This window comes from Campylobacter sp. FU_520, from assembly GCF_025772385.1.
Classification (GTDB): Bacteria; Campylobacterota; Campylobacteria; order Campylobacterales; family Campylobacteraceae; genus Campylobacter_D; species Campylobacter_D lari_C.
Window position 1 is genome coordinate 1 of the sequence record NZ_JAKMRZ010000004.1, and the last position, 14,316, is coordinate 14,316.

Here is a 14,316-nt window from a genome sequence, read left to right on the forward strand (position 1 = left end):
AGAAGTTAAACCCATCAAGGGTTTAACTTTACCCAATATAAGATTTTAAACAAACCCCATCAACGCATAACTCGTAAGCTTTTTTTAGATTGTTTTTAAAAGTATCAAGCAAAAATAAAATTTTAGAATCAAACATGTAAAACTCGGCCATTTTTGAAGCAATTTTTGCCAAATTCTCATCTTCTATTAAAATATATTTAGCACCCAATGCATTTGAAAGTAAAATTTCTTCTTCATTCTTAGCATATATAGCAAAGTCTATTTTTTCCTCTTTTGCACTTTTTATATTTTGCTCATTATAGTTAAAACAATTTACATTTGTTTTGATAAAAATATTTTCATAATGACTAAATTTTTGCATATTTATCAAAGGATGTCCAAAAATCAACATATTTTTTCCTTTATCTTTAAAAGACAGTAATTCCTAAAGCCTTGATTAAAAATTTTATAATCTTTCAATCCTTGTAATTCATCATAAACCTCACTACCTTTATAAAGTAAAAACAAAGTATTTTCATTATAAAAACCACTTGAAATTTCTACTAAAGGTTTTATATCCATCAAAGCTCTTGAAGTGATTAAATCTACTCTAAAAGGTGGATAGTTTTGTAATTTTTCTTTTATAATGTTCGCATTTATTAAATTAAGTTCAGTTTTAACCACCCTTAAAAACGAAGCTTTTTTAGCACTAGGCTCAAAAAGAAAAAATTCACTATCTTGCAAAATACAAGCTAAAAATAATGCAGGAAAACCAGCCCCACTTCCAATATCGATAATCTTTTTTTTATCAGTCAAACCATAAAAGTCTAAAATTTTAACACTATCAATAATATTATCATCTATGTTTTCAAGGTGAGTTAAATTATGCACAGCATTAAATTTTTCTAATAACTCTTTATAGAGCGTGATTTTTTTAAAAAAATCATCTTTATTTGCAAAATCTTTTAAAAAATTTAATTGTTCTTCGTATTTTTTCAATTTAAATGTCCCATTTGTGTGTATTTGATTTCTAAATAATCTTTGTTAAAACGATTTGCCTTTATCAAAATAGGCACCCTTAAATTAATTTTTTCTTTTAATGAATTTAGTTTTTCAGGATTATTAGTCAAAAGATTAATTTTAGAAATCTTATAATGTTTGAGTATAAAATCTACTATTTCATAACTGCGCTCATCTGCTTTAAAACCTAATTGATGATTTGCCTCTATAGTATTAAAACCCTTATCTTGTAAAGCATAAGCATTAATTTTATTAAAAAGTCCTATGCCTCTTCCTTCTTGTCTTAGATAAATCACCATGCCACCATGTTCTTGGATATATTTTAAAGAAAAATCAAGCTGTTCTCCACAATCACACTTTAAACTTCCCAAAACATCACCCGTTAAACATTCTGAATGAATTCTAATATTAACTTCTTTATCTAATTTTCCTTTAAAAATACAAAGGTGTTCTTTATCATTTTCTTTGAAACTTTGTATATTAAATTCTCCAAAACGAGTGGGAAGTTTTGCTATTTCAGAAATTTGAATAGTCATTATTTTACTTTACCTTTTTATAAAAAATATGCTAGAATTTAAGCAATTTTAACAAACAAAAAGGAAATTTATGTTTAAACGCTTCAGAAGATTAAGACTTAATGAGAATATTAGAAGCTTAGTAAAAGAAAATACCTTAAATTTAGATGATTTAATCTATCCACTTTTTGTTGTCAATGGCACTAATATTAAAAATGAAATCACGTCTATGCCAGGTGTGTTTCAAATGAGCTTAGATGAAATTTTAAAAGAATGCGAAGAGTTAGTTAATCTTGGTATTAAAGCGATTATTTTATTTGGTGTGTTGGAAAGCTCTAAAAAAGATAGCTGTGGCAGTGATGCATTAAGTGATGATGGTTTGATAGCTACAAGTCTAAGAGCTATTAAGGCAAAATTTCCTGATTTAGTAGTGATTACTGATCTTTGTTTTTGTGAGTATACCGATCATGGTCATTGTGGCATTATTGATCCAAAAAGCAAAAGCGTAGACAATGACTTAACTTTGGAAATTTCAGCCAAACAAGCTCTAATTCATGCTAAAAACGGCGCTGATATGATAGCACCAAGCGGTATGATGGATGGTATTATTGAAACTTTAAGAAAAACCTTAGATGAAAATGGTTTTGAAAATTTACCTATTATGGCTTATTCTACTAAATTTGCCTCAGCTTATTATGGGCCTTTTAGAGATGTGGCTGATTCTGCACCAAGTTATGGAGATAGAAAAACCTATCAAATGGATTTTGCTAATGGTAAAGAAGCCTTATGTGAAAGCTTAGAAGATGAAAAACAAGGTGCTGATATTTTGATGGTTAAACCAGCACTTGCATATTTAGATGTAGTTAAAGATATAGCAAATCATTCCAAACTTCCACTTTGTGTGTATAATGTAAGTGGAGAATATGCTTTATTAAAAGCGGGACAAAAAGCAGGTGTGATTGACTATGAAAAAATAGTACTTGAAACTATGTTTGCATTTAAAAGAGCAGGAGCTAAGCTTATCATAACTTATCATGCAAAAGAAATTGCAAAATTATTAAACAAGGAGTAAGATTGAATAGTCTAAGTAAAAAAAGTTCCCAAGATATTATCAACGAATTATCAAGCTATTTAGGCATAGAAAAACATAATCAAACCATATTTCATCTCACCCATATTAATGAAAAAGAAAAAAAATTAAGTCTAAAAAATGGTCATGAGTTAGCACCTGAACCATGGTTTATAGTAGATGAAAATGATGATGTTAAGACTATGTTTTCTGTAAAAACCTTAATCGAGTTTTTGCAAAATGCCAAGGAAATGCAAAAAGATAATTTTGAGCTTAAATTAGAAAAGGCTATTTATCAACAAATTCCTATTGACTTTAATGATGTTTGGACGGTTGCTATGGATGAGATTAAACATCAAGTTGCCAAAGGTATAAAAGAAGTAAATATTGATTTAGATCAATTAATCAGCAATATTCATATAAAACATCCTAATTTATTTATTGATATGAAAGAAATGATGCAAAAGGTAAAGCCAAATGAAAGATTATAAAAGCTTTGTTAAATACTCTAAAGCAGGCCCAAGATACACTTCTTATCCCACTGCAGTGGAGTTTAACACTCAGTTTAAATATGAAGATTATATACAAATTTTAAAAGATCAAAAAGCACAATTGTCTTTGTATTTTCACTTACCTTTTTGTAGAAGTGCTTGTTATTTTTGTGGTTGTAATGTAATATATACTGCTAAAGAAGAAAGCAAAGAAAGATATTTAAACTATCTTTTTAAAGAGCTTGATCTTTTAGCAAATATCATCAACACTCAAAGAGAAGTAGCTCAAATGCATTTTGGTGGTGGTACACCCACTTTCTTTTCTGCCAAACAATTACAAAGTTTGATTTTAAAAATAAAAAGTATTTTTCCAAATTTTGCCCAAGATAGTGAAGTGAGCTGTGAGATTGATCCTAGATTTTTAAATGAAGAACAAGCTGATGTTTTGATCCAAAATGGTTTTAACCGTATTAGTTTTGGCGTGCAAGATTTTGATGAAAAAGTTCAAAAGGAAATTCATAGAATTCAACCTTTTGAATTAACCAAAAATGCAGTAGATATGGTAAGAAAAAAAGGAATTAACTCAGTAAATATGGACTTAATCTATGGTCTTCCTTATCAAAGCCTAGAAAGTTTTAAGCAAACTTTAGAAAAAGCATTACTAATCAATCCTGATCGTTTTGCTATTTTTAACTATGCACATGTGCCTTGGCTTAAAAAAAATATGAGAAAATTCGATGAAAGCACATTACCAAGCCCTGATGTAAAACTTCAGATTTTAGAATACTGTGAAAAATTTTTAACTCAAAATGGTTATAAAATGATAGGAATGGATCATTTTGCAAAACCACAAGATGAACTTTTTAAAGCTTTAGAAAATGGTAGCTTACATAGAAATTTCCAAGGTTATACTACAAAAGGTGGAACTGATTTAATTGGCATTGGCTTAACAAGCATAGGCGAAGGAAAAAGACATTATATGCAAAATTTCAAAGACATGCCAAGCTACGAAAAAGCTATTGATGAGGGTAGATTACCTTGCGAAAAAGGTATTATGCTTGATGATGATGATGAACTAAGAAAAGCTGTTATTATGGAACTTATGAGTAATTTTGCCCTTAATATAAAAAATATAGAAAATAAATTTAAGATTGATTTTTTTGAATATTTTCAACAAGATCTAAAAGAACTTGAGGAGCTTAGCGAATTTGTTACTATAGATGAAAATTATATCAAAGTTAATGAAACGGGAGTACTTTTAATACGTAATATTGCTATGTGTTTTGATAAATATTTAAAACGCATTAGCGAAGATAAAAAAGTATTTTCTAAAACGGTTTAATATGCTAAATGTTAATGAAATTTCTAATGCCTGCGTAAAATGTGGCAAATGCATACCAGTTTGTACTATACATGAAATAAACCGCGATGAGAGTACTTCTCCTCGTGGTTTTTTAGATTTAATTAGTGCTTATGAAAATCAAGAACTAGAACTTGATAAAAATCTTAAAAAAACTTTTGAATCATGTTTTTTATGCACAAATTGTGTTGAAGTTTGCCCAAGTCATTTAAGAGTAGATAGTGCTATTGAAAAAGTACGCTTTGATATAGCTCAAAAATTTGGTATAGCATGGTATAAAAAACTTGCTTTCTTTTTTTTAAGACACAGAAGGATTTTAGATATTTTAGCAAGATTTGGCTATGTTTTTCAAAGTTGTGCCTTTAGCTTGCAAGATAAAAATTTAGGAATGAAAGCTAAATTTAGCCTACCTTTAATCAAAAAAGATCGTTTACTTCCTTCTTTAGCTAAGAAAAGTTTTTTAACCTCTAATCCTGATTTTATAAACAATCAAGGTGAAAAAACCATAGGACTTTTTATAGGTTGTTTGTCTAATTATTCTTACACTAATACAGGTTTTGCTTTGCTTGAAATTTGTAAGCATCTTAAAATCAATGTGGATTTATTAAAAGATCAATCTTGCTGTGGCGCTCCTCATTATTTTACCGGAGATTTTAGCAGTGTAGAAAAATTAGCTAAAAAAAATATCATTTATTTTGAGGAAAAATTAAAAACACTAGATTATATCATTGTCCCAGAAGCAACCTGCTCTGCGATGATTAATATAGACTATGAACATTTTTTCCATATGCAAAAAGATGAAGAATGGGCAATAAGAGCTAAAAATATTTCTAGTAAAATACTACTTGCAACAAAATATTTTTACGAATACACTAATTTAGAAGAACTTTTAAAAACAAAGAAAAAAATAAATACAAAAATTGCATATCATGATCCTTGCCATGCAAGAAAAATGCAAGGAGTTTTTAAAGAACCAAGAGCTTTATTAAAGCAAAATTATACCTTTAAAGAGCTTATCAAGTCAAATGAATGTTGTGGCTTTGGTGGAGTGAGTATGCAAACGGATCACTATGAAAAAGCTTTGCAAGTTGGTATAAAAAAAGCTCAAAATATACAAAAAAGTGATGTAGAAATCATTAGCGCAGAATGCTCAGCTTGCAGAATGCAAATCTCAAATGCACTAGAGTATGAAAAAATATCCACACAGTTCTTACATCCTTTAGAATTAATAGCAAAATCACTTCAAGATTAGTAAAACTAATCTTGATTTTTTATGCTTTCAATATTTGACCTATTTTTTTCTATTAAAATTCTATTTTGCTCTATGTTTTCACTATTTTTTTTGCATTCATTTTTTAAGATTTCTATATTTTTATATAAAATCTTTATTTTCCTTTCATAGCGATTAATTAGTAAAAACACTATAAATAAAAATAAAATTAAAATAGCCCAGTTTAAAAACGCCATAATTTACCTCTCCTTAGATATATTAGTATTTTTTATCTTAAACTACAATTCTTTTTAAAGTAGGAGAAAGTTTGACTAAAATTTCATAATTAATAGTATTGAAAAAATTAGCCATAACATTTGCATCATTCATAACACAAATCATCTCACCATCATTTTCACAAGAAAAACTATCCATAGACATTTTTCCAAGTATTTTTTTGCCATTAGGAAGAAAAAAATCTTTTTTTCCATCATAGCGCAAAAGCCCATCAGCATAACCTAAATCATAAGTTGCTATTTCAAGATCCTCTTTTGCGCTATACATACCACCATAGCCAACACTTTGACCTTTTTTTAACACTCTTTGGCTTAATTTTTCAGCCCATAAACTCAAAACCTTACGCAAGTCTTTATTAAAATGCGCATAACCAAATTGTACAAGCCCTACTCTACAATACTCATCAACTTCTAAAGTATTTGCTCTAAATAAGGCTTCAGAATTATGAGAGTGAAATACTAAGTTTTTAGCCTCTTCTTGTAATAAATCATAAATTAATTTTTTAGCATGTTGGAATTTTTGTTTTTGTACAAAATAACTTGCATCTACTTCATCGCTTCCTGCAAAATGCATCATCACTCCATGAAGTATCAAATTATTACTTTTTAGCTCTTGCATCACTTCTTGAATTTCTTCAGGCAAAATTCCATTTCTATGCATATTTGTATCTATGACTAAATGAATTTTAGTATTTTTTTTAAGCTTTTTTATATCATTTTTATCATTTAAAGCATAAATAAATTTTTCGCTTTCATTGCCATGTGGATGATGAGATAAAATTAAGATATTATCAAAAATATTTTCAAGCTCTTTTGCTTCAGCTTCATTTTTTACTGCTATAAAATTTATACCTTTTGCTCTAGCTATAGGAGCTAAAAGCTTAGCTCCATGTCCATAAGCATTATCTTTAAAAACACAAATTACTTTTTCATAACCCCCAGCCTTAGAGGCTATTAGGTCAAGATTATACTCATAAGCTAAGCGATTAATTTTTATATAAGCCATTATTGTTCAGCTAAAATTTGCATTTTGTCTTCAACCAGCTTAACATAAAGAACTTTTTCTCCTTTAAATTTATAATTAGTACTACGATAATCTTCATAAAATCCTATTCTAAAAATCTTTTCATTTTTTTCATTTGGATAAGGACTTATACTAAGATCTGAAAATTTAATAGTTTTTTCTTCTTTTTTAGCAAAAATTCTTTCTTTATTTTTTGCAAACTGCTCATATGAAAATTTATTTTTATGTTTAAATATATTTTTATCATAAAAAGATAAATATTTATTGATATCACTTTTTTGCCAACTATCTTTCCAAGCAAACAAATTTGCTAATAAAATAGCTATTTCTTCATGATTTGCTCTTACCTTATTTTTCTCCTCTGTCATTGCATAAGCTTTTCTATCAGCAACTAATTTATTAAAATCTTCTAATAAATCATTTTGTACAGCAATACAACCTCTAGTTTTATAAGTGTCTAAACGCGTTCCATCTAAAGGATAACCATGAATCCAAATTCCACCACCTGTTTTACCTAAAGTTTTATCTAAAACATTTGGATAAGTTGTTGCAAAAGCAAATGGTCCATAATATGGATCACCAGGATAAAATTTCTTTCCAAGTTCATAAAAACCTATAGGGGTTTTTAAATCCCCTTCTACTTCTTTATCTCCAGCCAAACCAGTTAAAACATCTTTTTGAATAAATTTCTTTTCTACTTTGCCATTATTATAATGATAAACTCTAATGATTTTATCACTTTTATTAGTTAAAACGATTGCAACATTTTCTTCATAGTAACCAAGGCTAACATTTTTATCTTTTATCTCATCAAGCCAAAAATCTTTCTTACTTAATTCTTGTTCTAATACCTTTTCAACCGCATTAATACCTTGATTTAAATAAATTTTTGCAAGTTCACTTGCATTTGCAAATACAGCTAAACTAAACAATGCTAATATAATTTTAAACAATTTATACCTTTCTACTAAAATTTAAAACAACAAAGAGCTAATTATAATATTTTTACAATAAATATATTTTTAATTTTTTCCGTGTATAATGTTTATAATTGACTAAAAATATAAAGGAAAATAATGAAAAAAATACTCAGCTTAGCTCTTTTAAGCACTTTTACCTTGGCTAACAACATCACTGTAAATGATCCCTATGTAAGACAAACTCCACCAAATTCTAAAACCACAGCCTTTTTTTTAGAACTTAAAAATAATTCTAATCAAGACATAAAACTCATCAAAGCCCAAAGTTCACTAAGTGATACAACTGAAATTCACGATCATATCATGGAAAATGGTAAAAAAATGATGGTGCAAATCCCTCAAATTACTATAAAAGCTAATTCAAGTGCTGAACTTAAACCAGGTGGCATGCATATTATGGTATTAAATCTTAAAGAAAATATCACACCGCAAACAAAAGCTAATTTAACGCTTTATTTTGATGATAATAGCACAATCAAACTAAAAGATATCAAGTCAAGAAGCATTAAAAAATAATGAAAAATCTACTTGTCTTTGCCTTAGCTATAGTCTTTGCTATATGTGGGGCTTATTTTTATACTAATTCATCAAATACCGGAAAAAAAAGAGAGTTAATCACCACTCTAACGCCTTTAGCATGCGATCTAAATACCCAAGAGTGTGAGTATAATTTTAAAGATAAAAAGGTATTAGTAAATTTAAATCCAAAGCCTATAGCCGCATTAAACGAGCTTGATTTAAATATCACTAATTTGGGTGAGTTTAAAAAACTAAACGCTAGAGTTTATGGACTTAATATGTATATGGGAGATATTGTTCCACAATTTGAAAAAACTAACAACATTTACCATGCTAAATTAGTTTTAAGTTCTTGCACACTAGATATAATGCGTTTTAGAATAGAGCTTTTTGATGATGAAACTCCGCTAGATTTTTATTTTGACTTTGATGTAAAAAGGTAAAGTATGAAAAAAATAAATATTTTTTTATTAATTGTGGTAATTTTTGGGGTGTTTTTTATATCTGTGCAGTATTTTGAAAATAACAAATACAATTTTCACTTAAATTCTGAAAAAGGCGTGCTTAGTTTAAAAGATTTTATCGGTAAAAAATTGATTGTATATTTTGGTTATACATATTGTCCTGATGTTTGCCCTAGTGAACTTGCCTTAATTGCTAATGTTTTAGAAAAAATGCCAAATAAAGAAAAAGCTCATGTGATATTTATCTCACTAGATCCAGCAAGAGATAGCAATCTAACTCAAACTAGTCAATGGGTAAAATATTTTTACCCAAATTCTACAGCTTTAGTTGCTAAAGATGAAAAAGAATTAGAAAAAGTTACTAAAAATTATGGTGTGGTATATGAAAAAATCAATCTTAAAGATTCTGCTATGGGATATTCTATAGCACATAGTGGCGAATTTTATCTGATTGATGAAAAGGGAAAATTTATTAAAACCATAAAAGATATTAGCTATGAAAACTTTTTCAATGAAATTCAAAAATTCTTAAACGAATAAATTTTTACACAATTTATTCGTTTCTTAAAGTATCTAAAATATCTACTTGAGTTGCTTTTTTGGCAGGATAATAAGAAGATAAACTTACAATCACAATAGCTCCAAAAAGTGTAGCACAAAAATCAACTAAAGAAAGTTCTAAAGGCAATTTGCTCATACCATAAACATCACTTGGCAAAGAAATAATGTCAAAATTTCCAAGCACCCACAAAGCTATAGCTGCAAGAATCACACCTGCTACAATACCACTTCCACCTATTAAAAATCCTAAAGAAAAAAAGGTTTTTTTAATCTCTAATTTACTAGCTCCTAAGGAAAGCAATAAAGCTATTTCACTGCGCCTATTCATCACTATCATTAATAAAGAACTTACTATATTTAAACTTGCAACCAAAATAATCAACATTAATACTATAAACAAAGCTCTTTTTTCTAAAGCAAGTGCTGCAAAGAAATTCCCGTTTTGTTCCCACCAACCTATACTAGCATATCTTGCACCCAAAAAAGCCTCAATTTGCTTAATATCCTCAAAGGGTTTATTTGAATACACATGCACTCCATCATAACTTCCTTGGGGATATGATAAAATTTTAGCTAAGGCTTTAGCATCTGTATACATATAAGCTTTATCATAGGCTAATAGTCCTGAAGAAAAATTAGCCTTAACATCAAATCTTTTAACCTGCGGGATAAGCGAAAGCCCGCTTGCATTTAGATTTGAAAAAATTAAAGTAATTTTTTCATTATAATCAAGTCCAAATTCATCCTTTAAACCCTTGCCGATTAAAATATCAAAATTATCTAATTTTTTATCTCCTAAAGCTTGCGCTACTACTTCATTGATCTTTTTTTCATCTTCAAAATTAACCCCAAAAAGCATACCACCTTCTAATTTTAAATCATTTCTTGCTATCACTTGAGTAGCAATATAAGGACTAAATAATAAATTTGGAAATTTAGCTCTTAATTCTTGCAATAATTTATCATCCACACTTGCTCCAAAACGCGGTAATATAGTGATAGGATAATTCATCGTAAAAAGTTTTCTCTCAAATTCTTTATCAAAGCCATTCATAATAGCCATTGCAACTAAAAGCACGCAAAGTCCTATACTCACACCTAAAAAAGCTAAAATTTTTGAAAGCATGATAAAGGGTTGATCTTTATCAAAACGCAAATATTTAAATAATAAATAACGAGGGATACTTTTTTGCATTTTATACTCTTAATATTTTTTTAAGTATTTTAACTTGATTTTTATAAAAGCTAGCTTTGTATTTATTTAAGATAATATACAAAGGCACTATTATCGTGAAATTCAACTATAAATCTTAAAGGCAAAATTCTCACATAAGTTTCACTTTGTGCACTTGCTTGTTCACTTTTTACAAAATCTTTTACATCTATTTTTGAATTAAAAAAGCAATCAATTAAATCATTTTTATGATTATTTAAAAAGTTAAATTTATCTAACTTTGTCATTTGCTCTTCATCTACCATACCAAAATCATTGCGTATTAAAGATTTTAAATCACTTGGTGTATAAACTAACTCACAAGCATATTCTAAATTCTTTTTTTTGCTTTTAGTCATAGCTATAGAAATAGTTTCATTTTGATGATAAAGGATAAAATTTTTATTAGAGAGTTCTGCCCAAAATATAAATTCATCTTGGGCAGTGGCATTAAAAATTATAAGGATTAATAAGCAAACAATTCTTTCCACTTGTCAGCATCGATTTTAAGTTCTACATTTACTCTATAAAGACCATCTTTAAAATCTTGATCAACCACACTTGCATTTTTAATCAAACCATTTACCTGCGCTGTAATAGTTGAACTTTTAAGCATTGCATCTTTTACTGTATCTTTACCATTAACTCTTACACCATATAACTTACTAGCTAATTGTCTATAAGCATCAGTGATTGCTGCTCTTTTAGCCAAAGCTAAAGCTTGACCAACAGAAACTGTATTTAAAGGAGCAATACCCTCACCCACTGCTGTAAAAGTTAGATCATTGTCTGTGCTTGTATCATTTGCAAGCATTTTTTCTTCTCTAATGATATTACGCACATCATCTTTGTCTACTTTTTGAACCACAACATCAGAACTTGCAGCTTGAGCAGCTTGAGTTTGATTTGGATTCACACCTCTTTGATCTAGCGCACATGCACTAAAACCCAAAGCCAAACAAAACATAAAAACAACTTTTTTCATTTTTTACACCTTCAATTTATTTGATTTTATTAAAATAGCAAAAAGCATTCCAAAAATTTTACTATTCTAAATTTAAATCCATATTAGTTTCAGCATCTAATTCCTCATCTTCTTCTTTAGGACATTTAGCAATGCTTACAACCTCATCATTTTCAACATTAACAACAATTACACCACTTGTATTTCTACCTGCTTTTCTAATACTTTGCATATCAACACGTATCATCTTACCACTGCTTGTTAATGCCATCAAATCCATACTTTCATCGACTATAACTATACCGATTAAGTCTTTTGTTTTAGCAGTAAGTTTCATGCATATTACACCCTTACCACCCCTGCTTTGAAGTCTATATTCTCCAGCATCAGTACGCTTGCCTATGCCTTTAGCGCTTACGCTTAAGATTTCTTGAGCGTCATTTTCTATAACAACAGCACCCACAACCTCATCATCTTTTTCTTTAAATTTAATCGCAGTTACCCCTCTACTTACACGACCAATCTCTCTAACTTTGGCAAGCGGGAATTTAATACACATACCTTTTTTAGTAACTGCAAAAAGCATTTTACCGCTAACATTTTCAAGTTCTTCATTAGGTTCAAGCATTTCATTTTCTAAATTTTCTTCATAATTTTGCTCTTGCGTTTCGCTTTCATCTCTTGCTACGATAATTGCAGTAACAAGCTCATCATTTTCATCTAGATTAATCGCTTTTACACCCACGCTTCTAATATTTTGATATTCACTTAAATTTGTGCGTTTTACAATACCATTTTTCGTAAAGAAACACAATGATTTACTTTCATCAAAATCAGTAGTTGGAATAATTGCCATGATTTTTTCATCTGCTTGTAGATTAATGAGATTAACCACAGCTTTACCTTTAGCAGTTCTACTTCCTTCAGGAATTTTATAAACTTTAAGCCAGTAAAGTTGCCCACGATCGGTAACAAACATCAAAGTATCATGTGTGTTTGCTGTAAAGAAGCTTTCTATAAAATCATCATCATAAGTTGTAACTGCGACCTTACCTTTACCACCACGTTTTTGTTTTTCATATTGCTTACTTGGGACACGTTTGATATAACCACGATGAGTAATGGTAACTACCATATTTTCATTTGGTATTAAATCTTCTATATCAATATCATCATAATCATCTTCAATTTGAGTGATTCTTGGTACATCAAATTTGGTTCTAATTTCTTTTAATTCATCTTTGATTAAATTTTCAAGCAAAGTTTCGCTTTTTAAAATTTGATCAAGTCTTTCAATTTCTGCTAATAATTCTCTTAATTCATTGTCAATCTTTTCTCTCTCAAGCCCTGTTAAACGGCCTAATTTCATATCTAAAATAGCATTAGATTGAAGTTCACTTAGGCCAAATTTTTGCATTAATAAATTTTTAGCCGTTGGATTATCAGGAGAGTTTTTAATCAAAGTTATCACTTCATCAATATTATCTAATGCAATTTTTAAACCTTCTAAAATATGCGCTCTAGCTCTAGCTTTTTGCAATTCATAAATAGTTCTTCTAATAATTACAGTTTTTCTATGATTTAAGAATAAATTTAAAAGCTCAATTAAAGAAAAAACTTTTGGTTCTTTATTATGTATAGCAAGCATAATCACACCAAAAGTGCTTTCCATAGTAGTAGATTTAAAAAGATTATTTAACACAATCTCACTCATAGCATCACGTTTTAACTCAATTACCACGCGAATTCCTTCTCTATCGCTTTCATCTCTAACTTCAGCAATACCTTCAATTTGTTTTTCTTTAGCAAGTTCAGCAATTTGCTCTATTAATCTTGCTTTATTAGTTTGATAAGGAAGTTCATCTATAACAATAATATCTTTATTAGCTCTTTTTTCAATATGAGTTTTTGCTCTTACTTTTACCCTACCACGACCTGTGCGATAAGCTTCTATAATACCTTTTTTACCAAAGATAATACCACCAGTTGGAAAATCAGGTCCTTTGATAAATTGCATTATTTCTTCTAAACTTGCGTTTTTATTATCAATTAAATAAAGTAAGCCATCAATAAGCTCATTTAAACTATGCGGAGGAATATTAGTAGCCATACCTACTGCAATACCGCTTGAACCATTGAGTAATAAATTTGGCACCCTAGCAGGTAAAACATCAGGTTCACTCATAGAATCATCATAATTTGGTATAAAATCAACCGTGTCTTTTTCTATATCACGCAAAAGCTCTTCAGCTAAAATCGTCATCCTAGCTTCAGTATAACGCATCGCAGCAGCGCCATCTCCATCAATAGAACCAAAGTTTCCTTGTCCATCTATACTTGGGTAACGCATAGAAAAATCTTGCGCCATTCTTACTAAAGCATCATATACAGCTGTATCACCGTGTGGATGGTATTTACCGATTACATCACCCACTATACGCGCTGATTTTTTATACGCACTACGACTTCCCACACCTAAATCATTCATAGCATATAAAATTCTTCTATGAACAGGTTTAAGCCCATCTCTAGCATCAGGTAAGGCACGACCTATAATAACACTCATAGAATAATCTAAATAACTACTTTTTATAGAACTTTCTATATCTATATTTTCAATATCTGAATCTTTAGTAAAAATATTTTCCATA

The 14,316-nt window shown here is 29.1% G+C and carries 17 protein-coding genes; 7 read left to right on the top strand and 10 right to left on the bottom strand.

All coding sequences use genetic code 11. The annotated features are described in order from the left end of the window. Positions 1 to 28 precede the first annotated feature (28 nt). From L8W55_RS02110 to ribA, 3 genes are read right to left on the bottom strand one after another with little or no spacing between them, the layout of a single operon-like run. Complete coding sequence (locus L8W55_RS02110; RefSeq protein WP_263677100.1) at positions 29 to 391, bottom strand: hypothetical protein; 363 nt, start codon at positions 389 to 391, stop codon at positions 29 to 31. Next, positions 385 to 978, bottom strand: coding sequence for a 16S rRNA (guanine(527)-N(7))-methyltransferase RsmG (gene rsmG, locus L8W55_RS02115; RefSeq protein WP_263677102.1), 594 nt, complete (start codon positions 976 to 978; stop codon positions 385 to 387). The genes L8W55_RS02110 and rsmG overlap by 7 nt, the downstream gene beginning before the upstream one ends. Then, positions 975 to 1,535 (bottom strand): GTP cyclohydrolase II, encoded by a 561-nt coding sequence (ribA, locus tag L8W55_RS02120; protein ID WP_263677104.1) that lies wholly within the window; start codon positions 1,533 to 1,535, stop codon positions 975 to 977. Before ribA ends, rsmG begins: the two co-directional genes overlap by 4 nt. A 70-nt stretch (positions 1,536 to 1,605) precedes the next feature. Here ribA and hemB point away from each other — a divergent pair, with 70 nt between their 5' ends. From hemB to L8W55_RS02140, 4 genes are read left to right on the top strand one after another with little or no spacing between them, the layout of a single operon-like run. Next, the gene (gene hemB, locus L8W55_RS02125) at positions 1,606 to 2,586 is read left to right on the top strand and encodes a porphobilinogen synthase (RefSeq protein WP_263677106.1); all 981 of its coding nucleotides are present in this window, start codon (positions 1,606 to 1,608) and stop codon (positions 2,584 to 2,586) included. 2 nt (positions 2,587 to 2,588) lie between these two features. Beyond that, positions 2,589 to 3,074 (top strand): DUF2603 domain-containing protein, encoded by a 486-nt coding sequence (locus L8W55_RS02130; RefSeq protein WP_263677108.1) that lies wholly within the window; start codon positions 2,589 to 2,591, stop codon positions 3,072 to 3,074. Next, complete coding sequence (hemN, locus tag L8W55_RS02135; protein ID WP_263677109.1) at positions 3,061 to 4,416, top strand: oxygen-independent coproporphyrinogen III oxidase; 1,356 nt, start codon at positions 3,061 to 3,063, stop codon at positions 4,414 to 4,416. Before L8W55_RS02130 ends, hemN begins: the two co-directional genes overlap by 14 nt. 1 nt (position 4,417) lies before the next feature. Next, a complete protein-coding gene (locus L8W55_RS02140) occupies positions 4,418 to 5,686 on the top strand; it encodes a (Fe-S)-binding protein (protein ID WP_263677111.1) in 1,269 nt (422 codons plus the stop codon). A 5-nt stretch (positions 5,687 to 5,691) separates the two neighbouring features. Here L8W55_RS02140 and L8W55_RS02145 read toward each other — a convergent pair whose 3' ends face one another. From L8W55_RS02145 to L8W55_RS02155, 3 genes are read right to left on the bottom strand one after another with little or no spacing between them, the layout of a single operon-like run. Beyond that, on the bottom strand, positions 5,692 to 5,901 hold the full coding sequence (locus tag L8W55_RS02145) for a hypothetical protein (RefSeq protein WP_263675514.1): 210 nt from the start codon (positions 5,899 to 5,901) through the stop codon (positions 5,692 to 5,694). Between the two features lie 37 nt (positions 5,902 to 5,938). Further along, on the bottom strand, positions 5,939 to 6,946 hold the full coding sequence (locus L8W55_RS02150) for an alanine racemase (protein ID WP_263677112.1): 1,008 nt from the start codon (positions 6,944 to 6,946) through the stop codon (positions 5,939 to 5,941). After that, on the bottom strand, positions 6,946 to 7,938 hold the full coding sequence (locus L8W55_RS02155; RefSeq protein WP_263675542.1) for a L,D-transpeptidase family protein: 993 nt from the start codon (positions 7,936 to 7,938) through the stop codon (positions 6,946 to 6,948). Before L8W55_RS02155 ends, L8W55_RS02150 begins: the two co-directional genes overlap by 1 nt. Positions 7,939 to 8,040: 102 nt before the next feature. On the opposite strand from L8W55_RS02155, the gene L8W55_RS02160 reads away from it, so the two are divergent. From L8W55_RS02160 to L8W55_RS02170, 3 genes are read left to right on the top strand one after another with little or no spacing between them, the layout of a single operon-like run. Further along, the gene (locus L8W55_RS02160; protein WP_263677113.1) at positions 8,041 to 8,460 is read left to right on the top strand and encodes a copper chaperone PCu(A)C; all 420 of its coding nucleotides are present in this window, start codon (positions 8,041 to 8,043) and stop codon (positions 8,458 to 8,460) included. Then, entirely contained in the window at positions 8,460 to 8,906 is a 447-nt protein-coding gene (locus L8W55_RS02165; RefSeq protein WP_263677114.1) for a hypothetical protein, read from the top strand. Before L8W55_RS02160 ends, L8W55_RS02165 begins: the two co-directional genes overlap by 1 nt. A 3-nt stretch (positions 8,907 to 8,909) precedes the next feature. Then, the gene (locus L8W55_RS02170; protein ID WP_263677115.1) at positions 8,910 to 9,467 is read left to right on the top strand and encodes an SCO family protein; all 558 of its coding nucleotides are present in this window, start codon (positions 8,910 to 8,912) and stop codon (positions 9,465 to 9,467) included. 13 nt (positions 9,468 to 9,480) lie between these two features. On the opposite strand, the gene L8W55_RS02175 is transcribed toward L8W55_RS02170, so the two are convergent. The 4 genes from L8W55_RS02175 to gyrA all read right to left on the bottom strand — a co-directional run bounded on the left by L8W55_RS02175 (position 9,481) and on the right by gyrA (position 14,315). Then, a complete protein-coding gene (locus L8W55_RS02175; protein ID WP_263677116.1) occupies positions 9,481 to 10,683 on the bottom strand; it encodes an ABC transporter permease in 1,203 nt (400 codons plus the stop codon). Positions 10,684 to 10,745: 62 nt separating this feature from the next. Beyond that, complete coding sequence (locus tag L8W55_RS02180) at positions 10,746 to 11,192, bottom strand: hypothetical protein (protein WP_263677117.1); 447 nt, start codon at positions 11,190 to 11,192, stop codon at positions 10,746 to 10,748. Then, positions 11,168 to 11,686 carry an LPP20 family lipoprotein gene (locus L8W55_RS02185; protein ID WP_263675521.1) on the bottom strand — a complete coding sequence of 173 codons (519 nt, stop codon included), beginning with the start codon at positions 11,684 to 11,686 and terminating at the stop codon, positions 11,168 to 11,170. The genes L8W55_RS02180 and L8W55_RS02185 overlap by 25 nt, the downstream gene beginning before the upstream one ends. Before the next feature lie 61 nt (positions 11,687 to 11,747). Continuing rightward, positions 11,748 to 14,315: a DNA gyrase subunit A gene (gene gyrA, locus L8W55_RS02190; protein WP_263677118.1), complete on the bottom strand. Its 2,568-nt coding sequence runs from the start codon at positions 14,313 to 14,315 to the stop codon at positions 11,748 to 11,750. Position 14,316: the final 1 nt, after the last annotated feature.